The sequence below is a fragment of the Caulobacter sp. S45 genome (assembly GCF_903642205.1).
GTDB lineage: Bacteria > Pseudomonadota > Alphaproteobacteria > Caulobacterales > Caulobacteraceae > CAHJWH01.
This window is the reverse complement of sequence record NZ_CAHJWH010000033.1, coordinates 1-23,738: the sequence shown is the minus strand read 5'-3', so window position 1 is coordinate 23,738 and position 23,738 is coordinate 1. Positions and strand designations below refer to the sequence as shown.

19 protein-coding genes, 1 tRNA gene and 1 pseudogene are annotated in these 23,738 nt (G+C 65.9%); 9 read left to right on the top strand and 12 right to left on the bottom strand.

Annotation, left to right across the window (positions count from 1 at the left end; translation table 11 throughout):
- Both HUV06_RS15980 and HUV06_RS05595 read left to right on the top strand, forming a co-directional pair.
- The coding region (locus HUV06_RS15980; RefSeq protein ID WP_217433652.1) for a hypothetical protein at window positions 1-277 on the top strand (277 nt) is incomplete at its 5' end.
- A 422-nt stretch (window positions 278-699) separates the two neighbouring features.
- Window positions 700-3,837 (top strand): family 16 glycosylhydrolase, encoded by a 3,138-nt coding sequence (locus HUV06_RS05595; RefSeq protein WP_174300284.1) that lies wholly within the window; start codon window positions 700-702, stop codon window positions 3,835-3,837.
- Between the two features lie 131 nt (window positions 3,838-3,968).
- Here HUV06_RS05595 and HUV06_RS16220 read toward each other — a convergent pair.
- Window positions 3,969-4,562, bottom strand: a pseudogene (locus HUV06_RS16220) (IS481 family transposase); the annotation flags it as partial.
- Window positions 4,563-4,658: 96 nt separating this feature from the next.
- Here HUV06_RS16220 and HUV06_RS16610 point away from each other — a divergent pair.
- The 4 genes from HUV06_RS16610 (at window position 4,659) to HUV06_RS05570 (ending at window position 8,994) form a co-directional block, all read left to right on the top strand.
- The gene (locus HUV06_RS16610; RefSeq protein WP_174300288.1) at window positions 4,659-4,916 is read left to right on the top strand and encodes a hypothetical protein; all 258 of its coding nucleotides are present in this window, start codon (window positions 4,659-4,661) and stop codon (window positions 4,914-4,916) included.
- Window positions 4,917-5,615: 699 nt separating this feature from the next.
- Window positions 5,616-6,554 (top strand): DUF563 domain-containing protein, encoded by a 939-nt coding sequence (locus tag HUV06_RS05580; protein ID WP_174300282.1) that lies wholly within the window; start codon window positions 5,616-5,618, stop codon window positions 6,552-6,554.
- An 89-nt stretch (window positions 6,555-6,643) separates the two neighbouring features.
- Entirely contained in the window at window positions 6,644-7,624 is a 981-nt protein-coding gene (locus HUV06_RS05575) for a UDP-glucuronic acid decarboxylase family protein (protein ID WP_174300281.1), read from the top strand.
- 65 nt (window positions 7,625-7,689) lie between these two features.
- Window positions 7,690-8,994, top strand: a complete 1,305-nt coding sequence (locus tag HUV06_RS05570; RefSeq protein WP_174300280.1) for a UDP-glucose/GDP-mannose dehydrogenase family protein — start codon at window positions 7,690-7,692, stop codon at window positions 8,992-8,994.
- A gap of 201 nt (window positions 8,995-9,195) precedes the next feature.
- On the opposite strand, the gene HUV06_RS05560 is transcribed toward HUV06_RS05570, so the two are convergent.
- Window positions 9,196-9,417 (bottom strand): hypothetical protein, encoded by a 222-nt coding sequence (locus tag HUV06_RS05560; RefSeq protein WP_174300279.1) that lies wholly within the window; start codon window positions 9,415-9,417, stop codon window positions 9,196-9,198.
- 11 nt (window positions 9,418-9,428) lie between these two features.
- Window positions 9,429-10,799 (bottom strand): FAD/NAD(P)-binding protein, encoded by a 1,371-nt coding sequence (locus tag HUV06_RS05555; protein ID WP_174300278.1) that lies wholly within the window; start codon window positions 10,797-10,799, stop codon window positions 9,429-9,431.
- Window positions 10,800-11,105: 306 nt separating this feature from the next.
- On the opposite strand from HUV06_RS05555, the gene HUV06_RS05550 reads away from it, so the two are divergent.
- Complete coding sequence (locus tag HUV06_RS05550; protein ID WP_174300277.1) at window positions 11,106-12,125, top strand: sulfate ABC transporter substrate-binding protein; 1,020 nt, start codon at window positions 11,106-11,108, stop codon at window positions 12,123-12,125.
- A 235-nt stretch (window positions 12,126-12,360) separates the two neighbouring features.
- Here HUV06_RS05550 and HUV06_RS05545 read toward each other — a convergent pair whose 3' ends face one another.
- The 8 genes from HUV06_RS05545 to HUV06_RS05510 form a co-directional block, all read right to left on the bottom strand.
- Window positions 12,361-13,401: a sulfate/molybdate ABC transporter ATP-binding protein gene (locus HUV06_RS05545; RefSeq protein ID WP_174300286.1), complete on the bottom strand. Its 1,041-nt coding sequence runs from the start codon at window positions 13,399-13,401 to the stop codon at window positions 12,361-12,363.
- Window positions 13,402-13,466: 65 nt separating this feature from the next.
- A complete protein-coding gene (cysW, locus tag HUV06_RS05540) occupies window positions 13,467-14,315 on the bottom strand; it encodes a sulfate ABC transporter permease subunit CysW (RefSeq protein WP_371810998.1) in 849 nt (282 codons plus the stop codon).
- Window positions 14,312-15,178, bottom strand: a complete 867-nt coding sequence (cysT, locus tag HUV06_RS05535; RefSeq protein ID WP_174300276.1) for a sulfate ABC transporter permease subunit CysT — start codon at window positions 15,176-15,178, stop codon at window positions 14,312-14,314. The genes cysW and cysT overlap by 4 nt, the downstream gene beginning before the upstream one ends.
- Before the next feature lie 214 nt (window positions 15,179-15,392).
- Complete coding sequence (locus tag HUV06_RS05530; protein WP_174300275.1) at window positions 15,393-16,580, bottom strand: polysaccharide biosynthesis/export family protein; 1,188 nt, start codon at window positions 16,578-16,580, stop codon at window positions 15,393-15,395.
- Window positions 16,570-18,066: a GSCFA domain-containing protein gene (locus tag HUV06_RS05525; protein WP_174300274.1), complete on the bottom strand. Its 1,497-nt coding sequence runs from the start codon at window positions 18,064-18,066 to the stop codon at window positions 16,570-16,572. The genes HUV06_RS05530 and HUV06_RS05525 overlap by 11 nt, the downstream gene beginning before the upstream one ends.
- 357 nt (window positions 18,067-18,423) lie before the next feature.
- Complete coding sequence (locus tag HUV06_RS05520; protein ID WP_174300273.1) at window positions 18,424-19,152, bottom strand: ATP-binding cassette domain-containing protein; 729 nt, start codon at window positions 19,150-19,152, stop codon at window positions 18,424-18,426.
- On the bottom strand, window positions 19,153-19,995 hold the full coding sequence (locus HUV06_RS05515; RefSeq protein WP_174300272.1) for an ABC transporter permease: 843 nt from the start codon (window positions 19,993-19,995) through the stop codon (window positions 19,153-19,155). It abuts the gene before it with no gap.
- On the bottom strand, window positions 19,992-21,467 hold the full coding sequence (locus HUV06_RS05510; protein WP_174300271.1) for a hypothetical protein: 1,476 nt from the start codon (window positions 21,465-21,467) through the stop codon (window positions 19,992-19,994). Before HUV06_RS05510 ends, HUV06_RS05515 begins: the two co-directional genes overlap by 4 nt.
- Window positions 21,468-21,956: 489 nt before the next feature.
- Between HUV06_RS05510 and HUV06_RS05505 the strand changes: the two genes are divergently transcribed.
- Window positions 21,957-22,952 carry a hypothetical protein gene (locus tag HUV06_RS05505; RefSeq protein WP_174300270.1) on the top strand — a complete coding sequence of 332 codons (996 nt, stop codon included), beginning with the start codon at window positions 21,957-21,959 and terminating at the stop codon, window positions 22,950-22,952.
- A 93-nt stretch (window positions 22,953-23,045) separates the two neighbouring features.
- Here the strand turns inward: HUV06_RS05505 and HUV06_RS05500 are convergent.
- Window positions 23,046-23,130: transfer RNA gene (locus HUV06_RS05500), tRNA-Tyr, on the bottom strand.
- Window positions 23,131-23,240: 110 nt separating this feature from the next.
- Here HUV06_RS05500 and HUV06_RS05495 point away from each other — a divergent pair.
- A partial coding sequence (locus HUV06_RS05495; RefSeq protein ID WP_305793636.1) for an RNA methyltransferase occupies window positions 23,241-23,738 on the top strand: 498 nt, incomplete at its 3' end.

Below are 23,738 nucleotides of genomic sequence, written 5' to 3'. Positions count from 1 at the left end.
CTCTCAACTGACCAACGAGTCGGTCAGCCTACCAAAATCCTCAGCTAACTCGGTCGCGGCTTTCTCACTCAGTAGGATTAGACGATTCCGAGACCGTCTTCGAAAAGGCGAACTGGCAGTTCCATCGGCCCATAACCCGGGGGTGGTGCCGCTCCGAGGGACGCTAGTTTGGGAAGCCGCCAATGACGCTGCCGTCCAGATTGATCGTTTCATCGCAAAAGTTCCGGGTCTGCGTTGGCAGATGTGGCACGCCATCTTGAAACTCCAAAAGGGCTGAACACAGATGCTGTGGGCGAAAACCGCTCTCGGAACCCTTCGAGACCCCGCTGGTGGACGGCCTCCACCACTCGGTCGGTCATGACTCGCAAGCGGACCGTCGTCACCCCGACTAACAGGATAGGTTGTCCCACGGCGCAAATGGTCTCAGTCGCCGCGACCAGACACGCCTAGCCGGCGTCGAGTATGATCACCTGCGATCGTCGTCTTCTCCGATAACCTTCACCGTGCCTTTCACGCTGCGTCGTGGTACGACTGACTGTCAGCTTCGCGTACACCGCCGGCACTTGGGTCAAGCGCGCTGCATATTTCCCGAGCATTGCAACTCTGAATCGGATTGGTTGGCCAGGGCATTTGATTTTGTTAACTAGCTTGTTATGACGCAGACTGCGGGCAAGCGCCTACTCCCGCGTCGGAGAGCACATGCCGGACAACGACACCTGGGACGCGTTCCTTGCGCTGACCCTGCCCACCAGTCGCCCGTACAAGAAAGGCATCGTGGCAGCCGCCAATTCGACGGTCACCCTGCCCAGCGGGGACTATGGGGTTCGAAGCGGTGGCGACGACATCCTGATCGGTGGGACGGGGGACGACACCTTTTTCGTCAGAGGCGAGACCGACACCGTGATCGTGCCGCCGGGCGGCGGCGGCGTAGATACCGTGGTGTCGACCGGGACCTTCGTGCTTCCCGACAACGTGCAGAACCTGATGCTGATCGGGAGCGGGCCGGCCGGCACGGGCAGCATGGCCGGCATCGGCAACAGCCTGAACAACATTATCACGGGCGACAAGGGCAACCAGACGATCGACGGCGGTGGCGGCGAGAACATCCTGACCGGCGGGGGGGGGGCGGATGTCTTCGTTCTAAGGGCGGCGGACAACGGCTCTGACGTCATCACCGATTTCGGGCTGGGCTCCAGCAAAATCCGACTGCAAGGCTACGGGTTCACGTCCTTCGCCCAGGTTCAGGCGGCGATGACCCAGGTCGGTTCGGACGTGCTGATCCAACTTCCGAACGGTCAACTCCTCGGCCTGAAGAACGTTCAGGAGTCGAGCCTGACGGCGGATCGCTTCCAGCTTGAACTCAATCGCAGCGGGCTGGTACAAACCTTCGACGACGAATTCAACGCGTTCAGCCAGTACAATGGAACGAGCGGAACCTGGCGGACGGTTCTGTCCACCTCCGTGGGCCCAACCTCACGAACATTTACCAACCAGGGCAACCAGCAAATCTTCGTTGACTCCACGGTCGGCATAAACCCATTCTCCATAAACAACGGCGTTCTGACTATTTCGGCGCGCGACACGCCGGCCGACCTCAAGAGCTCGCTCTATGGATATAATTATACTTCCGGGGTCATTACCTCCAAGTTTTCACACTCTCAGCTTTATGGAGTTTTTGAGATCAGCGCCAAGCTGCCAGCCGAGCGTAGTGCTTGGCCGGCGTTCTGGCTTTATCCTACCGACAACGTCGCTCCCGCTGAAATCGACGTCTTTGAGAGTTATGGCCTAAGCAGCAACCTTGTGACCCAAACGGTCCATACCAATCAAACTGGCTCATCCACGCTCCTGCATACCTCCGAGCACATTGACGACTACGTCGGCGACACGACGTCCGAGTTCCACACCTATGCCGTGGACTGGGAGCCAGACTACATCACTTGGTACGTCGATGGTGTGGAGACCTTCCAGGTCGCCACTCCGGCTGACATGCATCGTCCAATGTACATGCTAGCGGATCTGGCGATCGGCGCCGGCGGACTTAGCCCGGTCGGTACGCTCGATGCCGATCTGCAGATCGACTACATTCATGCTTTTCAGTACGGTCAGACGATCGTCGGGACTGGCAGCAACGACATCTTCACCATTACCAACATCTACCAGATCGTCCAGGAACAAGCCGGCGGCTCGAACAACACGGCTTACGCCAGCATCGACTACCTTCTTCCCGATAACGTCCAAACCCTGGTCCTCACGGGGTCCGCCAATCTGAGCGGTTTCGCAAACGCGACAGACAGCACGCTGATCGCAAACACGGGCAATGACTTCCTTGAGGGCTCTTTCGGCAACGACTACATCGTCGGCGGTCCCGGCGCGGACACCCTGGCGGGGGGAGCCGGCAATGACACGCTGGTAGTGGGCGCGGGAAGCAGTCTTCTTCAAGGTGGCGATGGAAATGACACGGTCGTCCTTGCCGGTCCGGTGAGCGCCTACACCATAGCCGTGGTCCATGGGATCGGCACGATCACAAACACCGCTACAGGCGCGGTGGACACTCTGTCCAGCATAGAGAACATTCAGTTCAGCGACGGCGTACTGACCTTCGAAGGTTACGGAATGACGAGTTCCGCGGCGCAGGTCTACCGCCTCTTCGACACGGCGCTCGGGCGGGCCCCGACTGAAGCAGAGCTGGCGGCGCTGGTCGCGGCTGTGCCGGCTTCTCCGCACGACTGGACCAGCCCCTTCGCCAATGGGCTTGACATCAACGGCGTGGCCACTCTGATCATGTCGAGTGCTGAATATCAGACTGATACGGCTGGCATGAGCCAAGTGCAGCAGATCTCGTGGTTCTACAAGGAGGCGCTGCTCCATCCCAATGACGGCCAAGGCGTCGCCTACTGGGATAGCCAGCTCGCATCGGGTGTCCCCTTGGCCAACATCCTGGCCCAAATATCTGAGAGCAGCGCTCACTTGGCTCTTACAAGCCCGATTACTGACAGTGGGCTGTTCATTCCAACGGCCGGCGCCGCTGCGGACACTCCCGTCACCCCTCTCCAAGCGTTCATGGACGCATATGGAACGGCATTGGACTTAAGCGTCGCGGCGATCCTCGCTGCCGTCAGCGACCCGGGTGGCGAGACCTTGACTCTAACGTCGGTCGGCCGAGCCGAGCACGGCACGGTCGCGCTGTCGCAGGGACAGATCGTTTTCACACCGGCGACGGACTTCGATGGCTCCGCGTCCTTCACTTATACGGCGACCAACAGTGACCACGTCATGTCCACCGGTGTGGCCACCGTCCAGGTCAGTGGGTTGACGCCGATCTACATCAACGACGCAAAAAGCAGCGCCAACGAGACCGTTGACTTCTCAGGCGACACACTGGCGCACCTTTATGTCGCGGGGTCGGGCAGCGACATCATCATCGGCGGCGACGGAGCCAGCAGCTACAGGCTGGGGTCCGGCGCGACAACGCTTGTCGCCGGTGCGGGCAAGGACACCATAACTTTCGGGAGCGGCGTGGACGTGGTGACCGGTGCCGGCGGCGCCAACACCTTCACGCTCATCAAGGGTATGATCGCCGATCCCGCCAATAACGCGGGCCTCTACGACACCATCACCGACTTCAGCGGTGCGGGTGATGGCTATCATCCGGGCGAAGATGTCCTTCGCCTGCAAGGCTTTTCTCCGGCCGCCACCCTGACCTATCAGTCGAATCTGCCCAACGATCCCACCGCCCACCTCTACCAGATCACAGACGGATCCTATCAGGCGGAGCTGGTGATCCACTATCTCGGCTCAGCCCCGCTAGCCGTCGGGGACTATGGCTTCTATGGCTAGGCGAACGTGACGTTCTAGGGGTTGATGGTAGTCGTCCTCAGACAGCTGACACATAGATATCCGGCGCTGGGGAGGCTCGAGACGTCTGTTAGCCGCAGCTCACACACGGTCGAACCGCCGGCGCCCGACGTGGTGAAATGGAGGCCATTGTCGGTGAGCACTGTATGCATCTTGTAGGGGAACGCTGCGACCAGGTGGCGCAGGAAGTCCCCAGAGGCCCTGGGGGTGCAGCTCGAGGAAGGCAAACTTGGTCGTACGGTCAACGGCCACGAAGAGGTGAAGCTTACCCTCCTCTGTGCGGACCTCGGCCATATCGACCTGGAAGTAGCCAAGCGGGTAGGTCTTGATCTTATCCCTGGCGATCTTCTCGCCTTCGACGCTCGGCAGCCGCAATATGCCGTGCCGCTGCAGACACCGGTGCAATGATGAGCGGGTGAGACCTGGTATTGTTGGCCGATGGGCGTAGAGACAGTCATCCAGCGTCCGCTCGGGTGTGACGGCGGAAGGCGACGATGACTGCCTCCTGCGCACCGTGAGCACCGTCGACTTCGCCGCTTGGGACCCGTCGGCAGGTCCGCCGTCGAGGTCCGCTTCTTCCACTTGGCGACGGTCCTCTGGTTGATCTCATGGCGGCGAGCCAGGACCCTCAAGCTCTCCTGACTATGCTGTATCGTTCGACGGACCGCCTCAGTTGTTGTGGCGCTCCCATGAAGTACCTGGCCAATGACGCTTCCCTCCACTCCAGCGAGAAAGGTTCACCATTAAAGCCCGGGATTAAACATCTAGAGCATGTCCCCTTTTGATGGAATCGGGATTGCCGGATCAGTAGTAATCTGACTCAGCCTTCATGCTGGGCGGAGGCCGGCAGGAATGGCGGTCCATACTCGGTTGATCTTCGGTCCCGGGCGCGGGCGCGGAAGGCCGCTGGCGAGACGCACCGCCAGATCACTGCGGCCCTGCGGATCAGCGCCTCGTGCTTATCCAAATGGGCGCGGCATGAGCGGGAGACAGGCTCTTTGGCTCCGGCCCGGACCGGCGGCCACAAGCCCCGCACCCTCTCGGGCGAGTGCGCCCAATAGCTGCGCGAGCGTGTCGCCTCGGGTCCGGTCACCTTTCGAGGCCTGACCGCGGACTTGGCCGAGCGGGGGATTAAGCGCCAGCGTACGGTGCGCGGTCAGCTCCGTCAGCAGCCGATCCGGGATCGGGCGCAGAACCTCGTCCTCCTCCGGCTCGGCGGTAGCGGGCTGATGGGCCGCATTGTCGCTGTCGGGGTCTTCCGCGGCAGTCGACACCAGGTGCTCTCCGGCCTCGACCCCGCCTCCGGCTCTGGCTCCACCGACAGCTCGTCCTCCGGTCGGACGTAGCCGCGATCGATCCGCAGCGTTCCGTCTGGAGCGATGCTGACGAACACGCCAGCGCGCGCGATCTCGTCCGCGTCGGACACAACCGGCCAGCCATTCGGTTCCTCGATCGCGGTCTCGAGCCCGCAAAGCGTGGGCCGAACTGCGCTTGGTGCGGGGCTCCCCGACCACGAGCCCTGATTTGGTACGGGCCGGGCTGCCGCCGCGCACAGAGGCCGACTTGACCTCCAGGAGTCGGGCGCCTAAGCAGCCGCGCGCAAATGCGTCTGAGGACCAAGGACGTCGGGTTCAGACATGTGGGTTTCAGGTACCACCGCGCTGTCCTGGCGGCCCGGACGTTACGTTCCTGTGCCCAAGCTCAAAGGTCCACGGACTGCGCCCCTTGGATTAGGTCCATCCTCCGTCGATCTGACCAGCTTGGTCGCCGGTGGTGCGGGCGAGGAGACGGGTGCTCGACCACGACTCCACACCTTCGACAACGCCTTCGTGGTCATGGGCGAGGGCGATGACGGGGCGGTCCTTACCGCCGGCGCCGAGCTCGTTGCTGAACTCTGCGCCTTCACCCAGCTCGGACAGATGACCAGGCCGCTCGAACTCTCGCGACACCTCCATGCAGAGGTCATCGAACATGGCGTCGTCGGCGTGGATGGTGCTTCATACAATTACTACCACTGGCTGATGAACGGACTGGCGCGCGCATGTCTATGCGCCGACGTGGCGCCCCCGCAGGCGGAAATCCTGCTCCCGGACATCCGCGCCATTCCGGACGGCCCCGGCCGCATCCGGGCCGCCGTCGCCGAGGCGTCGATGGAAGCCGTCCTGGCCCACCGCCCGCGGCGGTTCCTGGCTCCAGGAATCCATCGGGTTCAGAAGCTGCACGTGCTCTGGACGAGGCCGACAGCGCCCACCGACATTGCGGGCCTATCGACACTTTACGATCTTTTCGATCAAGTGGCCGCCCGGGTTGCGACACCGAAATGCGCACCGCACCGCCGCATCTATCTATCGCGCCGAGGCGCTCACGATCAGAGACTGCCTCCAGCCATGCAGGTCGAACTCGACACCCTTCTTGATCGCAGGGGGTTCGAAGCGCTCGACCTCTTCAACATGTCCTTTGAAGACCAGGTCAAGGCGGCGACTGAGGCCGAGGTGATCCTCGGGCCGCATGGGGCGGCGCTGACCAATCTCGTGTTCAGTCCCCGCCAGACGAAGGTGATCGAGTTGACGTCTCGTATCGGAGAGGAGACCGCTTATCGGCCCTGGTACTATCAACTCTGTGATGGACGCGGGCAGCCTTACGGCGCCTTGGACGTGTGTCATCCTGCCTGGCTGGATGATCTAGCCGCCGCCATCTGACAACGTTAGGAAGAGCTCCGCCTCGTGCAGAGTAAGGGTTTCGAAAGCCGCGACGTCTAGCTTGAGCCATGCCGGAAAGACGTGAGGCCATGCACCTAGAGAAGCGTATTTTAATCACCGGCGGCGCCGGCTTCCTCGGCTCCCACCTGTGCGAGCGGCTGCTGGGCTCGGGCGCACACGTGATCTGCGCAGACAACTTCTACACGGGCGCCCACGCCAACGTGGCCCACCTGAAGGGCCATCCGCACTTCGAGCTGATCCGTCACGACGTGTCCTTCCCCCTCTATGTGGAGGTGGACGAGATCTACAACCTGGCCTGCCCCGCCTCTCCCATCCACTACCAGCGCGATCCGGTGCAGACGACCAAGACCAGCGTAGTCGGCGCCATCAACATGCTGGGCCTGGCCAAGCGGGTGAAGGCCAAGGTGTTCCAAGCCTCCACCAGCGAGTGCTACGGCGACCCGGCGGTGCACCCCCAGCCGGAGGGCTACTGGGGCAACGTGAACCCGATCGGGCCGCGCTCCTGCTACGACGAGGGCAAGCGCTGCGCGGAGACGCTGTTCTTCGACTATCACCGCCAGCACAGGCTGCGCGTCAAGGTGGCTCGCATCTTCAACACCTACGGCCCGCGCATGCACCCCAATGACGGGCGGGTGGTGTCGAGCTTCATCGTCCAGGCCCTGCAGGGCAAGGACATCACCATCTTCGGCGAAGGCGATCAGACCCGCAGCTTCTGCTACGTGGACGACCTGATCGAGGGCTTCGTGCGGCTGATGGCGACGGGGGACGAGGTCACCGGTCCGGTGAACCTCGGCAATCCCGGCGAGTTCACCATCCGCCAGTTGGCCGAGCAGGTGATCGCGATGACCGGCACCCGCTCCAAGCTGGTGCATCGCCCCTTGCCTCAGGACGATCCGAAGCAGCGCCGCCCCGACATCAGCCTGGCCGCCGAGGTGCTGGCCTGGAGCCCCGGCGTGCAGCTGCGCGAGGGACTGGCCAAGACCATCGCCTATTTCGACGAGCTGCTTAAGCAGGGCCGCGCACGTGACGTGGCGGCGGCGACGCTCTAAGAGACCGCGGCGCGGGCGTCCCGTCGCACCGGCCTCCCCACCAGAACGGTACAAGGACAGTCCAGATGCGTGTGGCCATGATCGGCGCCGGCTATGTCGGCCTGGTGTCAGGGGCCTGCTTCGCGGATTTCGGCCACGTGGTTACCTGCATTGACAAAGACCCAGGCAAGATCGCTCGCCTGGAACAGGGTGAGATCCCCATCTTCGAGCCGGGGCTGGAGCAGCTTGTGGCTTCCAACGTGCGAGAGGGGCGGCTGTCCTTCGCCACAGACGCAAATGAGGCGGTGCGGACTGCGGACGCGGTGTTCATCGCCGTGGGCACCCCGTCGCGCCGGGGCGACGGCTATGCCGACCTGTCCTATGTCTATGCGGCGGCGGAGGAGGTGGCGGGCCTGGTGGACGGCTTCACCGTGGTGGTCACCAAGTCGACCGTGCCGGTGGGCACCGGCGACGAGATCGAGGCCATCTTCCAGCGGGTGCGGCCCGGCGCCGATGTGGCCGTGGTCTCCAACCCCGAGTTCCTGCGCGAGGGTGCGGCCATCGAGGATTTCAAGCGCCCCGACCGGGTGGTGGTCGGCACTCTCGACGAGCGCGCCCAGGGCCTGATGCGCGAGCTCTACCGCCCGCTGTTCCTGAACGAGACCCCCATCCTGTTCACCGCCCGGCGCACATCGGAGCTGATCAAGTACGCCGCCAACGCCTTCCTGGCGCTCAAGATCACCTTCATCAACGAGATGGCGGACCTGTGCGAGGCGCTGGGCGCGGACGTGCAGCAGGTCTCCCGAGGCATCGGCCTGGACAAGCGCATCGGCGGCAAGTTCCTGCACGCCGGACCGGGTTACGGCGGGTCCTGCTTCCCCAAGGACACCCTGGCCCTGGTGCGCACGGCGGCGGACGCCGGGTCGCCGGCGCGGCTGGTGGAAGCCACGGTCGAGGTGAACGACGCGCGCAAGCTGAAAATGGCCGGAAAGATCATAGCCGCTCTCGGCGGCGAGGCGGCCGGCAAGACGGTCGCCCTGCTCGGCCTGACCTTCAAGCCCAACACTGACGACATGCGCGACGCCGCCTCGCTGGCCATAGTCCCGGCGCTGCAGGCCGGGGGCGCGAAGGTGCGCGCCTTCGATCCCGAGGGGATGCACGAGGCGGGCCGGCTACTCAGCGATGTCGCCTTCGCCGCCAACGCCTACGAGGCGGCGGAGGGGGCGGACGCGGTCGTCATCGTCACCGAGTGGGACCAGTTCCGCGCCCTCGATCTGGACCGGCTGAAGACGGTGTTGAGGCGACCGGTGATGGTGGACTTGCGCAACGTCTATCAGCCCGCCGACCTCCGCGCGAAGGGCTTCGACTACTCCAGCATAGGTCGCAGCTAGCCGCGGACGGCCGCGCGCATGGAGGCCCTTTTCAAACCGCTTCGCGGCGCCTATCCTCGACTTCCCTGTTCAACAGTCGAAAGGAGGTGACCCAGTGTCTCATTGTCTCCAGCTACGGTCGCAAGTGCTGACCTGGAGCCTCAACACCGAGGTGTCCGCCTGACGGCTTCGCGCTTTTAGGTTCTGGTCGCCGCTTCATCCCTAGCGACGACGATGCGGGGCCGCCTCGGCCAAGGCTGGGGCGGCCCTTCGCATGAGGCCATTGCATCTGCCTTGCGCGCGCGCGCGCACCGCGGCGGCCAGGGTCGGCCGGCTCGTCGCGCTGATCTCGGGTTCGCCGAGATGGGCGCTGAGGCGCCCCAGCCGCTCGATGGCGGTCAGCTCGGAGGTGTCGCGGCGGCGGGGGAAGCGGGCGAGGTGCATGACGGGCTCCCTCAGCTGGCGAGGCGCGCGCGGGCGCGCTCGAGGATGGCGGCGGCGCACTGGGCCGCCTGGATGCGGATGTCGGGCACCGAGGTGATCTCCCAGAAGGCGCCCCGGGTGATCGGCCCTACCGCGTAGAGGTCGAGCTCGGACACGCCGTCACGGCCGATCAGCCGCCCGTCCGCGCCCACGTCCAGACCGAGCCGGCAGGCGTCGGCCCGGACCAGGCCTTGCCCCACCAGGCCTGCGAGCAGCGGATCGGCCACCCGCGTGAGATCGCCGTTCGGCCCGGTGCAGTTGACCACGCCCACCGCCGCCAGCGCCTGCGGCTCGCGAGCGCCGCGCGGCGTCCAGACGACCTGCAGCCCGCCGCCCTCCGCCCGTACCGAGGCGATCCGCCCGGCCGCGATGGCCAGGGCGCCCGAACCGCTCAGGTGGTCGAGCTTGGAGGCCACCGCAGGGGCGAGCCGGTGACGATGGATGTCCCACCACGGCCGAAGGTGGCGCAGGAACCGGCCCCGCGCCTCCAGGCTCCAGCTCCGCCACACCGCCTGGACATGCGGACGCAGGCCGTCGATCAGGGCGCGCCAGTCGGTGACGTCCGCACCGGCGCGCAGGCGGCGCAGCAGGCTGAGCGGCGTCTCGCCCGGCTCGGGCGCAAAGGGCTCCGGCGCCGGCCCGTGAGCGAGATGGCGCCTCGGCTGCAGTCCGCGGCGGGACAGGGCCAGCATGGTCAGCCCCGGTCGCTCGAGGGTCAGGCGCAAGGCCAGGTCCACCATGGTCAACCCGGTCCCGATCACCACCACGCAGCCCTCCTCCGGCAGGGCGCTGAAGTCTGCCGACCAGGGATCGCCGAAATAGGCCGGGCTCTCCGCCGTCGCGGCGTCCACGCCGGGCGGCAGGTGCGGAGGCAGGTTGCCGACGGCCAGGACCGCGGCATCCGCGGGAAAGCTCCGGCCCATGGCGAGCGTCACGGTCCAGCCCCGGCCACCGGGGCGCAGTTCTACCGCGGCGTCCGATTCCAGGATCAGCCGCCCCGCCTCGCTGGCCTCGGCCGCCTCGCGCAGCATGGCCTGGAGATAGCCGCCGTAGCGAGCCCGGGTGACGAAGGTCGCGTCTTCCTCGACCTGCCCCTGCGTGGCGAGCCAGTCGGTGAAGTGGCGGGGCCGCTCGGGAAAGGCGCTCATATTGGCTGCGCGCACGTTCAGCAGGTGCTCCTGGCTGCGCGTGGCATAGGCCGCGCCGCGGCCGAAGGAACGCCGCTCGATCAGGCGCACGCGCGGACCCTCGCGCTCACGGAGCAGGTTGAGCGCCGTCAGCAGGCCGCTGAAGCCCGCGCCCACAATGGCGACGGTGAGCTCGTCCGAGAGGCGTGACGGCATGTTCAGCGAGGTGGAGCCGCGCGGGACGGCCGGTCGGCTAGGCTGGATGGGTGGGGTCTCGTCACGACAGCTCCTGGCTCGCGAGCCGTCGCCTGTCCTAGCCGCCCTCGCCCGCGATCGATCCATCAGCTTTACGTGAGGTCGGCGTGAGCATCCCTGAAAGCGGATCGGCGGAGGGACGCAGCTGCAGCGGCCGCATCGATCTGTGGCCGCCACCTCAGCAAATCTCATCGGCGAGCCAACCGAATTAGGTTGCAGGAAGCGGTCCGGCTGGCCGACCTTCCGCCGGCATTCCGGGGGACTTCCATGTCGCACGACCTTTCTCGCCGCTCACTCCTTCAGGGCGGCGCCCTGCTGGGCGGCTTGGCGTTCGTCCCCGCCGCCCAGGCGGCCACCGGGCCGGTCACCCTGCTGAACGTCAGCTACGATCCCACGCGAGAGCTCTACAAGGCCTACAACGCGGTCTTCGCCGCCGACTGGAAGCGCAAGACGGGCCAGGACGTCACCGTCAACCAGAGCCACGGCGGCTCCGGCAAGCAGGCGCTGTCAGTGATCAACGGGCTGCAGGCGGACGTGGTGACGCTCGGCATCTCCGCCGACATCGACGCGATCTCGAAGAAGGCCGGGCTGATCGCCCCGGACTGGCAGTCCCGACTGCCGCAGAACTCCACGCCCTACACCTCCACCATCGTGTTCCTGGTGCGCCGCGGCAATCCCAAGCACATCCGCGACTGGGCCGACCTGATCCGGCCGGGCATCCAGGTGATCACCCCCAACCCCAAGACCTCCAGCGGCGCGCGCTGGAACTACATGGCGGCCTATGCCGCCGCCGCCCGCCACGGCGGCGACGCGGCGGCGGTGCAGTACCTCGGCAAGCTGTTCGCCAACGTGCCGGTGCTGGATACCGGCGCGCGGGGCTCCACCATCACCTTCGCCCAGCGCGGGCTCGGCGACGTGCTGCTGGCGTGGGAGAACGAGGCCTTCCTGGCCCAGACCGAGATGGGGCCCGGCCAGTTCGAGATCGTCATCCCCTCCCTCTCCATCCTGGCCGAGCCGCCGGTCTCCTGGGTGGACAAGGTGGTCGCCCAGCGCGGCACCCGGGCGGTGGCGGAGGCCTATCTGCGAGGGCTCTACACGAAGAAGGGCCAGGAGATCATCGCGGCCAACTACTACCGGCCGCGTGACCAGGCCGTGCTGGCGAAGGCCGGCTCGCGCTTCGCCAAGGTGCCCATGGTCCAGATCGCCGACTTCGGCGGTTGGCCCAAGGTGGAGACGGCGCAGTTCGCCAACGGCGGCGTGTTCGACCGCATCTACAAGCCGCATTGAGGAGCGGGGGGAGCAGCAGAGGCTCGAAAACCTCCCTTCCCTTAGGACAAGGCTATCGCATCTGGCTCTCCTTCCCTCCTCGATGAGGAAGGGTCGGGGATGCGGGTGAGGGCAGGACGTGTGCCGAGGGGCTCTGCAAGCGCGCCTGCAGATCTATTCGGGTCACAGCGACGCGAGCCCCCACCCCTGCCCTCCCCATCGAGGGGGGGAGTGAGAAGGCCGGTCATCCTTCGGGTCAGTTTTCCGGAAACACATGCCCGCCGGTAAGGGCGAGCCTGATTGAAGAGCCTGCGGCCGGCAGCTTGGCGGCGTCGGCGCGGGAGACCGCGGCTTCCAGCACCTGGCCGTCGGGGGCCACGCAGTCCAGCCACAGGGCCGGCCCGCGCGGGATCACCCTTTCGAGGCGAGCCTCCAGGCCCGCCTCACCGTCAGCGACGGGCCTGAACTGATCGGGCCGCACGAACGCCAGAGCGGCGCCGTCAGCCACGCCCGGTGCGGCCAGGTCCGCGCCGGCGACATGGAAGCGGCCTTGCCGGACCTGGCCTGCGATACGGTTAGCCTGGCCGACGAAGCCCGCGACGAAGGCTGAGGCGGGGCGGTCCAGCACATCGAGAGGCCGGCCGAGCTGCTCGATGCAACCCCGGTTCAGGATGGCGATGCGGTCGGCCAAGTCCAGCGCCTCCTCCTGGTCGTGGGTGACGAAGACGGTGGTGAGGCCGGTGGCGTCGTGGATGCGGCGGAGTTCCCGGCGCAGGCTCTTGCGCACCGCCGCGTCCAGGGCGCCGAACGGCTCGTCCAGCAGCAGGATCTGCGGCTCGACCGCGAGGGCGCGGGCCAGGGCCACGCGCTGACGCTGGCCGCCGGAAAGCTGGGAGGGATAGCGGCCGCCGAGCCCCTGCAGCTCCACGAGGTTGAGCAGGGCGTCGACGCGCACCTTGCGCTCCGCGGCGGTGGGGCGGTCGCGGCGGCGCTTCACGTCCAGCCCGAAGGCGATGTTCCTGGCCACGCTCATGTGGCGGAACAGGGCGTACTGCTGGAACACGAAGCCGACGCCTCGCTGGGCCGCGTGGGCGAAGGTCACGTCGCGCCTGTCGAAGCGCACCTGGCCGCTGTCGGGGAAGTCCAGGCCGGCCAGGATGCGCAGCAGCGTGGTCTTGCCCGAGCCCGAGGGGCCCAGCAGAGCCAGCAGCTCGCCCGGCTCGATCTCCAGGTCCACCCCATCCAGGGCGGCGAACCGGCCGAAGCGCTTGCGCACGCCGTCGAGGCCGACCGCGATCGCGGGACGGACGAGATCGCGGGCCAAGCCCGCTTGGCCTTTACGGCTGCTTACGGGTCGGTCGCTCAATGTCCACGCTCGCCGGTCTGGGGCTGCAGACGCTCCAGCAGGGCCTTGAGACCCAGGGTGACCACGGCCAGCAGGCACAGCAGGGCCGCCACCGAGAAGGCGCCGACGAAGTCGTACTCGTTGTAGAGGATCTCCACGTGCAGCGGCATGGTGTCGGTCACCCCCCGGATATGGCCGGACACGACCGACACCGCTCCGAACTCGCCCATGGCGCGGGCGTTGCAGAGCAGCACCCCGTAGAGCAGCCCCCAGCGGATGTTCGGCGCGGTCACCCGGAAGAAGGTGGTCAGGCCCGAGGCGCCCAGCGAGACGGCGGCCTCCTCCTCATCCGTTCCCTGCGCCTGCATCAGCGGGATCAGCTCGCGAGCGATGAAGGGAAAGGTGACGAACACCGTCGCCAGCACGATGCCCGGCGTGGCGAAGATGATCTTGATGCCCCGCGCCTCCAGCCAGGGCCCGAGCCAACCCTGCAGCCCGAACACCAGCACGTAGGACAGTCCCGCCACCACCGGGGAGACCGAAAAGGGCAGGTCGATCAGGGTGATCAGCAGGCTCTTGCCCGCGAACTCATGCTTGGCGATGGCCCAGCTGGCGCAGAGGCCGAAGGCGGCGTTGATCGGCACCGCCAGCGCGGCTGTGGTCAGGGTCAGCCGGATGGCGGCCAGCGCGTCCGGATCGTGCAGGGCCTGGAGCGAGGCGCCCAGCCCCTTGGCCAGGGCCTGGGTGAACACGGTCGCGAGCGGCGCCACCAGCATCGCGGCCACGAACAGGACCGCCACCCCGATGACGGCGGCCTTGACCCAGGCGGGATCGTCGGCTGCGCTGCGCAGCTTGGCGGTGCTCACGAGAACCGCCTCGCCCAGGTCTGGATGAGATTGATGGCCAGCAGCATGGCGAAGGCCACCGCCAGCATGACGGCCGCGATCGCCGAGGCCGAACCGTAGTCGAACTGCTCCAGCTCTATGGTGATCAGGAGCGGCGCGATCTCGGTCTTGTAAGGCATGTTGCCGGCGATGAAGATCACCGAGCCGTACTCGCCCACGGCCCGCGCGAAGGCCAGGGTGAAGCCGGTGATCCAGGCGGGTGCGAGCGCGGGCAGGATCACCCTGGCGAAGGTCTGCAGCCGGTCGGCGCCAAGGCTGGCCGACGCTTCCTCAACATCGATCGCCAGGTCCCGCAGCACCGGCTCAACGGTGCGCACCACGAAGGGCAGCCCCACGAAGGTGAGGGCGATGACCACGCCGGTCTGGTTGTAGGCCGTCTTGATCCCCAATGGCGCCAGCGCTCCGCCAATCCAGCCGTTGGAGCTGTAGAGGCCGGCCAGGGCCACGCCCGCCACTGCGGTCGGCAGGGCGAAGGGCAGGTCGACCAGGGCGTTCAGGATGGCGCGGCCGGGAAAGCGGTAGCGCACCAGCGCCCAGGCGGTGAGCAGGCCGAACACCGCGTTCACGCTCGCCCCTATGAGCGACGCCACGAAGGACAGGCCGTAGGCATGAAGGGCCCGGGCGGAGAAGGCCGCGGCGGCGAACGCCGACACCCCCATGCCCGCGGCGCGGATCGCGATGGCCGACAGGGGGATCAGCACCACGATGCACAGCGCCGTGATCGACAGCCCAAGGGTCAGGCCGAAGCCAGGGATGGCGGAGCGCCTGCGACGCGCGCGAACGGGCGACAGGATGCTGGCCCGCTCGACTGAAGCGATCGTCATGTCTGGCCCCGCACCGCGGCTCTAAGGCTCGAGGATGACGGGCGCGATCAAGGAAGAAAATCTAATAGTCCACCCCGACCGCCTCGGTCAGACGTTGAAGCGCCGCCGACCTCCGGCGATCGCAGCCGCCTTCGTCGCACCACTACTCCGCCGTCCAGCCTCAGCCACGCGCGGGCCGCTGGACGACGGAGGCCTCATGCAGGTGACCCTGCGCCTAGTTGCTGACCACCGAAGAGCGGTTGAAGATGGACGCCACTGCGCTGAAGATCCGGACGAGCTTGTCCAGCTGAACAGCCCTGGCGTCAGCGACGTACACCAGGTCGCGATCCTGCATCTTGAAGGATTGTGCGATGAAGAAGCCTTTGGGGTCATCCAGGTTGACTTGGTAGATCACAGGGACGGCGCCCGGGGGGTTCGGCCCATCGCCCGGCGGCACGTGAAGGGCCCGAAGCGTCGCCGCCGGCTCGTAACGGAACACGAACACGCCTTTCGGATCGGATTGGATGTCGGTCAGGCCGCCACCGTTGCCGAGCACCTCCGCCAGCGTCAGGTCCGCCTTGCCGAACGGCACCTGCGCATTGTGGTTCGCCGCCCCGAGTACGACGACGCTCTGCGGCTCCCGATCGAGCACGACGACATCGTCTGCCTTCAGGAACACGTTCTCCGAAGGCGTTTCCACGACCGAGATCAGGCGGGCCCTGCGGGTCAGCTCACCGCGCGTGATCTGGACGACCATGTCGGTGGCGGGCGCCGTCGTGCCGCCCGCAAGCGCCAGGGCGTCGAGCAGGCGCGTGCCCCTGACCGCCAGGGGCAGCAGGCCGGGATGATTGACGTCGCCGGTCACCGTCACGGCGTGGCCAACCGTCTGGATTACGCTCACCACCGCCTGAGCGTCGTTGGCCTTGCCGCGAAGGGCGTCGCGGATTTCGGCCTGGACCTCACGGGGCGTATGCCCATCGGCTGCGACCTCACCCGCAAAGGGGACCGTGATGGACCCTGAGCCGTCCACCACCTGGTTCGGGACGACCAACGTACCGGTCGCCGGAGTGGCGGAGGAGGTGACGCCGGGTACGGCGGAAGGCAAGGCGGGCGCCGAGAAGAGACCGCCCCCGACCTCGTAGAGGGTGACCTGGACGATGTCGCCCGCAGCAAGGGTCTGGACCGGCGGCGCCCCGCCCGAGAAGGCCTCGCCGAGGCCGCGGGCGCGCGCCAGGCCGAGCACCGCCATGACCTCCGGCGAGACCGGAACCACCTCATAGCCCTTCTGAGCGGCGGTCTCCTTCTTGTCCAGGACGCGCTCGGCGGAGGGGCCGACCGTGGGCAACTCCGCGCAGGCCGAGAGGAACATGGCGAGACAGCCGAGCACGGCCGCCCGGTGCGCATTCAAGACATCAGTTCGCATGGCTGCTCGTCATACCCAGGTCACGGAGTCCACGAATGGCAAGGCTGGTCTTCGGGTTAATGGCGAGAGCGCGGGTGAACGCGTCACCGGCGTCTTCCCGCTTGCCGAGCTTGCGCTGAACGTCGCCGAGAAGCGCGTACAGACCGGCGATGGCCTGATTGAAGCCCAGCGCCTCCAAGATGAGCACCTCGGCCGCATGAAGATCGCCCTGCGCGATCTTGACCCGCGCCCGGTACTCCAAGGGGAAGGGGTGCCGCGGAGCCTTGGCCTGGAACATGGCGCACGCCTCCTCCACGCGATCCATGTCGCCCGCCTCGAAGCTGTCGAGCACGGCCTCGCGAAGGCTCGCCGCCGAACCAAAGCCGACGAGGCGGCTGTAAAGCTCTTGATGGGCTTCGGTCTTGCCCATGAGGCGGTAAGCATGAGCCAAGACGATCGTGGCGTCCGCGTCCTCGGGGTTGCGCGTCACGATCGGCTTGGTCAGCCTGACGGCCTCGCGTCCCTGGCGCTGGCCCAGCAAGGCCTTGGCCAAGCCGAGCCTGGCGTCAGCCCGCCCGGGCGCCTGGGCGAGGATCTTCTCGTATTCGGCCGCCGCTTCGACGAAGCGGCCCTGCTTGTACAGGGCCGACGCATCGCCCGTCAGGGCGTCAAGGTCGTCTCCGCCCATGTAGGCCGCCACCATCCGGTTGACGTTCTCCGAAATTATACTTTGGGTGGGATGGCGCTGGTCGTCCTGCCAGGCCTCTTTGCGGTCCGACAGAACAATGCTCTCATAGGAGGGAAAGTAGTCGACATTGGCGTGTCGGTCGGCCAACTCCTGCGAAACGGCTCTGAGCACCGATTTCGAGTAGGTGTTCGCGACGATCACATCCTGGTCGGTGAAGGTCAGGGCCAGAGGCACGGGGGAAACGGTCAGCACCACCTTGAAGTCGTTTGCGTTATGCCGGCCGATGAGCGCCAGCGTCTCGTTGAGGCAGTCCAGGATATCATTGTACTGCATCACGTGGATGACAAAGCGGTCCGGATACTTGGCCGCCGCCATCTTGGGTGGAGGTATGTTGAGATAGCTCTGCGAATGGTTGTCATACCAGACTTCCACAAGGCCAAGTGTGATGATGATGATCCTGCAGTCGCGGACCTTGGCCATCGCCGCCTTGATGCGGTTGCGCCGGGCGAGGGCTTCGTCCACAGGCACGGCCTTCAGCAGTCGCGTCAGGTGGAGGTCGCAGAACTTTCCCGGCGTCACCTCAAGCAGGCAGGTCTCCGGGTCGAAGTCGCGCTCACCCAAGGCCCACTGCAGCTCGTTCAAGATCGAGGGCGCGCCGTAGTTGTTGAAGATATTGGGATTGTCTTCGTTCGACCCGACATATTCGCTGACGATCTCCAGCTGCCGCATGGGCACGTAGAAGCCGGCGGCTTCCAGCCGGGTCTCCACGTTCCTGGCGAAGCAGGACCCGATGGTGAAGACGCTTTCCCCCTTCTCCAAGGTGAAACTCGGCCGAAAGCGCGGCTTGCACAAGGGCTCGACACGGTTTTCACCGGCGCCCCTCGGCGGCCAGGCGTTCGCGACGTTGGCGCGGGTGTTGCTGAACGCCTGCGCAGACGTAAGGGTTGTAATAGGCAATGCCGCTCTCCGACCTTACTAGGTGCGCCTCTGGCTTTTCACGTTAGCTGCGTCCTTCACTAGTGTCACCTTAGGGCCAAGACCCTGGACGGCGATCGGACCCGAAGACGCGCTGGAACTCGCGCGCCCACCCATCCCGCGGCTCGACCGCGCTACATCTCCCTCGTCAGGCGTGAATGTGCGCCCGTGCCCCGGGCGCGCTGGACCGCGCCGTAGACTTCACCGCTCGTCCTCGGTGACCTCGTCTCGTGCGAGCTCGTCTTCGAGCGCGGCGAACTCGAGGTTTGCGTGGCGGGCCTGCTCGTCCTGCTCAAAGGCCGCGACCGCCTCCGAGATGGTGTCGAAGAACTCCGCGCTCCTCCCTCTGATCACCACGCCGCAGTCGCAGCAGCGTGAGGCGAACTTGGTATGCTTGGTCGCCAGGATGATGCCCGAATTGCGCGCCCGCTCTTCGAACATGGCCATGCAGCGCCGACGGAAGTCCGGCGTACCGTAGACGACGGCGTTGTCGAACAGATAGGTATCGAAGGGCATGGCGTAGCCCATGGCGTAGCAGAACGTCGAGCGGTCGTTCATCGTCAGCTTGCGCATGGGCTCGTTGAGGAGCACGCCCAGCCCGGTCACCCGCTCGATGAACTCGGCGATCTCCGCCTCATCCGCTCCGTAGACCTTGGAGACGAACGCGATGTTCTGACGCGCCGAGAGGTTGAACTTGAGCGCACGCGTGTATCCCACGGGGAAGGAGACCCGGGCGTACCGTACGATCTCACCCTCGGTGGGGATCTCCAGGCCGCACAGCAGGCGGATCAGCACCGTCTTGCCGCTCTCTGCGGCGCCGAAGACGGCCACCCGCCGATCCGTCGGTATGTTGACGTCTACATTCTTGAAAACGACACGGCGAGCGGTTCCAAGCTTGTAGTCCTTCATCATCCCTTTGATCAGGATCATCTATTCTCCATTCGTCAGCTTTTCTCTGAATATCCTCTCCAGGAGAAGAGCAATCGTTATGGCGACCCCACTGGATAGCACTATATAGACATGGTTATCGATGTTGGTGGGGTAGGTTGGATAGAACGCAGTCCGAAACCAGTTCACGCCGTGCAGGATGGGATTAAAGGCGAAGTAACGCCGGATGTCTGGGGTAAGAAAGTCTGCAATGAAGTACATGCCTGAGAAGTGGATGGCAGCCCGCGCGACGCCGGGCCAGATGCTGTTCCAGATCGGCAGCAACCGGGCGATGACCGAATTTACCATGCCCATGGCGACCCCGAATATGAAGATGGCCCCCAAAGCCTCCAGGGCCTCCGCAAGATCGAAGGGCAAGGCCTCCTTCTGACCGAGGACGAGATAGAGGAAGGCGAAGAACCCGGTGGTGACGACGGCTGTCGCCAGCAGGTGCAGGAGCGCGTGGACGAAGACGTGGTCCAAAGTGCCCTCGATAGGCAGCCGCCCCTGTCCCTCGTTCGCAAACGGCTCCCGCAGGCGCATCGAGGTGTGGATGAACAGGTAGATCGGGAAGACGCCCGTTCCGATGAAGACCAACAGGCTGATGCCATAGCCCGGCTGACGCCCCAGGGCCGTGAACAGCAGGCTGATCGCTACGACGATGATGATCGGCTCAAGGCCGGCCGCCATGTAGCCGAGCGCGAACGCGGCGCCCCTGCGCACCTGCGCTTCCCTGAAGAACAGGGCCACTAGAACGCGGTACTGGTACAAGATCGCATTGCTGGCCGTGCGGTTGGACGACACGGGGCGGCCGCCAGCCTTGGCGGAGGGCAGGAGCAGGCTCATTCGGCGTGCGTCATGACTGAGTTGGCGATCAGCAGGCCGACCAGCCAGATCATGCCCGCGACCAGCACGAGGATGGCGAAGCTGGACACGCGGTTCGGATAGGTCGAACTCTGCGGCATGGTGGGGCGGACATAGGTGGTGATGTAAAGCCGCTGCGAGTCCGCCGCGCTCTGGGCCGCGGACAGGTTGTTGATGTTATTCTGAAGAACCTGGGCAGCGTCCTGCAGGCGCGTGTTGGTCGCTTCGAACAGACCGACGGTGGAGGTCAGGCTGGCCTGGCCGCCTGCGTTGTGGGCCACCTCAGCCCCGGTGGCGGCGAGCTGGCTGCGGGTCGCGGCCAACTGCTGGCGAAGCACCTCGATCTGCGGGGCGCTGGGGTTGTGGAGCTGGGCCGTCAGAGTGGTGATCTCGGTCTGGAGCTGGGCCAGATTGGCTCGCAAGGTGGTGGCGAGGGTCGCGTTTCCGGCGACCACGCTGTTGTTGCTGGGATCAATCACCCCCTGCTTGAGCCGCAGGCTTGCAAGCTGGGCGCGGATGCCCTCCACCTGCTTCTGGGTCCGATCGACCTCCGTCTGGGCGTACCGCAGGCTGTCGAGCTGTGACTTTACCCCGATATTGTTGACAAGATCGTTCGACAAAGAGACCAGGGTCTCGGTGATGCGGTAGCTGTCCTCAGGCGTGAAGGCGCGGACCCGGACGATGGCGAGGCCCGTGGCCGGGTCATAGTTCGAGTAGACCATGCGCTTCCAATAGCGCGTGAGCTTCTCCACCGGCTGATGCGGATCGAAGCGGGCCAAAGGATCATGGACCGGCTCGCTGAACATCTTACGCAGATCAAGGCGATCGTTCAGGTCGCGGGCAGCCTGCTCGCTGCTGACATAATCGGTGACCACGAAGTTATCGAGCAGGTCGCTTCCAGGCGTCGGGTTGCCGCCGAAAAGGGCCGACAGGCTGTTCGACGTGGAGGACGTCTGCTGAGCCAGAGGCAGGCGGACGCTGAAATGGAACTCGCACACATACTGGTCGGCGGCGATGAGGAAGAAATAGATCGCCCCCAGCACGATAGGGGCCGCCAGGGCCATGACGAACCAGACCTTGTTGAAGAGGGACGGCTCGTCCTCCTGACCCGGCAGGGGCAGGACAGCACGCCGGGCGCCCGGCGACGCTAGCTCGAGCTTGCCTCCCCGGCCGCTCCGCGCCTCCAGCGGCGGCGGAGCTTCGGCGCGAGGCGCGTCGATGCGCTCAGCTGCAGGGCGTGCTGGGATCTCCGGCTCGCCTCGAGCTGAGCGGAAAGGACGAAAGGCGCCTTCGTCATCCAGCGGGGCAGAAACGGGCTCCTCGCCCGACGGCCGCACACGCGGCTTCGGCAGGGGCGAGGCCGCCGGCGCCGCGGCGGCCGGGCGTTGGGCCGAAGCGACCCTGGACTCGAAGGTGTCGACCGGATCGAGTGAGTCGGGTGAGGCTTCATCCACGTTTGTGCCTCCGGTTGATCGGTTTGGTGCTGGATGGCCAGATCATCTCAATCCAGCCTCTCTTAACGGAAAGCCATGGATGCGGAAGGGGAACATTGGCCTGGATCGTGCGACATCATGTGTCAGAAGCGCCGCCCCTTGATGATCGTGGCCATTCTACGTCTTAGCGGGGCAGCGTCCTAGTCTGGACAGCGCCCTAGGTTGTTGTGTGGCGAATATAAGCTCATGGCGGCGATGGCCGCGATCTTGCACCGAACCAGAAAGATCAACTTGTGGTCATATTGGTCGGCCATGTCGCAGCCTGGCTTGGACGCGGCGAAGGGTCATGAATGCGACGCCCGTCCAGGCGCCCGGGCGCTTGACTCAGATCGGCACGGGGTGAAGCCTAGTCGCTGATGCCGCGTTCAGTCTGCGTTCCCACGAGGCGATCGGGGTGGAGGTGGGCGCTGCTCCTGCATAGTCGACACCCCGCTCATCATGGAGGTCAGGATGATCAGGTTCGTTCGAAGGATCGCCGCTCTCGCGTCTACCTTCGCGGTTTGCGCCTATCCGGCGTTCGCACAGCAGGGTGGCGCCTGCTTCGGGCCGAACGAGCGACCGTCGATCCCGATCCTGGAGAATGCGCCGCCGCCGAAGGATGGTCAGGCGGGCTACGCGTTCTACCCAGCCTCGGCCATCGCCACGATGCAGCTGGATGCGCTGACGCCAAACCGCTCGGCCATTCCGCAATACTACTGGCAATGGGCCAACCACGGTCCACGGCGCACGGAGAAGGGGAACATCGCTCCCGGCGTGACGGGCATGACCAGGACGGTGGCGGTCGATTTCTCGTCCCCCAACTCGGCCGACGCCTGTACACTTGCGCAGACGGCGGTCGTCCTGGGTCTGAAGGACCAGGCCGCCCGCTATGCCGCCGATGGTCGCCTGAGGATCGTGAACGCCGTTCCGGGCCAGGCCGAGACCACCGACGTATGCATCGTGCCCAACCAGACGCTGCCATCGGGCGACGGGGTCGTGCTGGACTACGAGGTTCAGGACGGCCGGCCTGAGGCGGAGAGCACGACCTTCCTCAACCGTTACGCCAGCCTGGTGCGGTCTTCCGGTCGAAAGGTGATACTCTACACAAATCCCCTCGATGCGCCCACCCAGCGAAATACCGGCCTGAGCCGCGCCAACATATCGGCTGTCGCCCAGAATTTCGATCAGGTCACCCTGCTGCTGTGGGGACGGAACCGACAAGGAAATATAAGTGCGTCCTACAGCAGCCAAGCGCAGCTGCTGGGGGGCTCGCTTGCAAAGGCCCTGATCGTCTTCGAGCTGAGCGGAACCAGCTTGCAGGATGCGCAGACGGTGCGTCAGATCGCGCTGAACAACCACGTCGCTGGCGTCGAATTCTGGCGCAACGGCGCCAAGCAGGGCGGCGACTGCAGCACTGACGTGAACCGGAAGATCGCCTGCGTGGCGTTTGGCCGTTGCACCCCGTGAGCCGCGCCACGCCGCACGGCCCGTCCTCGGTCCCGCCAGACGCCCCGGTCACCCGGGGCCGTACGTCTCACTCCATGGAAAACCAGGAAAGGGTGGTGGGGGAAGTAGGACTCGAACCTACGAAGGCGTAGCCAGCGGATTTACAGTCCGCCCCCTTTGCCGCTCGGGACATTCCCCCAGGGCCGAACCAGGGAAGGCCAAGCGGGCTCGCCTGCCCCGCCCTCACCGCTATAACGGAGGACGAGAAGGCGGCCCGTCCGGGCTCCCCGAAACGGAGGGCGTCTTATAGTGGCCCCGTTCCCCAAAGGCAACGACCGCAGAGCGCCCCGAAGCGGACCGTCCCGAGGCGGCGCCGGCGGCCCTCGGCGCGAGGAGCAGGCGGGGGGGCCGGAGTGGATCTGGGGCCGCCACGCGGTGGACGCCGCGGTGGCCAACCCGCGCCGGACGGGACTGCGCCGGCTGCTGTCCGCGCCCGGCAAGGCCACCCACCTGGAGGCCGGCTTCGGCGCGAAGGGCCTGCGGATCGAGCGGCTGGAGGCGAACGAGATCGGGCGCATGCTGCCTGCAGGCGCCGTGCACCAGGGCTTGGCCCTGCTGGCCGACCCGCTGGAGCCCGTGAGCCTGGAGGAGCTGGCGGAGCCGGCGCAGGGCGTGCTGGTGCTGCTGGACCAGGTGGCCGACCCGCAGAACGTGGGCGCCATCCTGCGCTCCGCCGCGGCCTTCGGCGCCCGCGGCGTGATCCTGCAGGAGCGCCGCGCGCCGACCCTGGCCGGCGCCCTGGCCAAG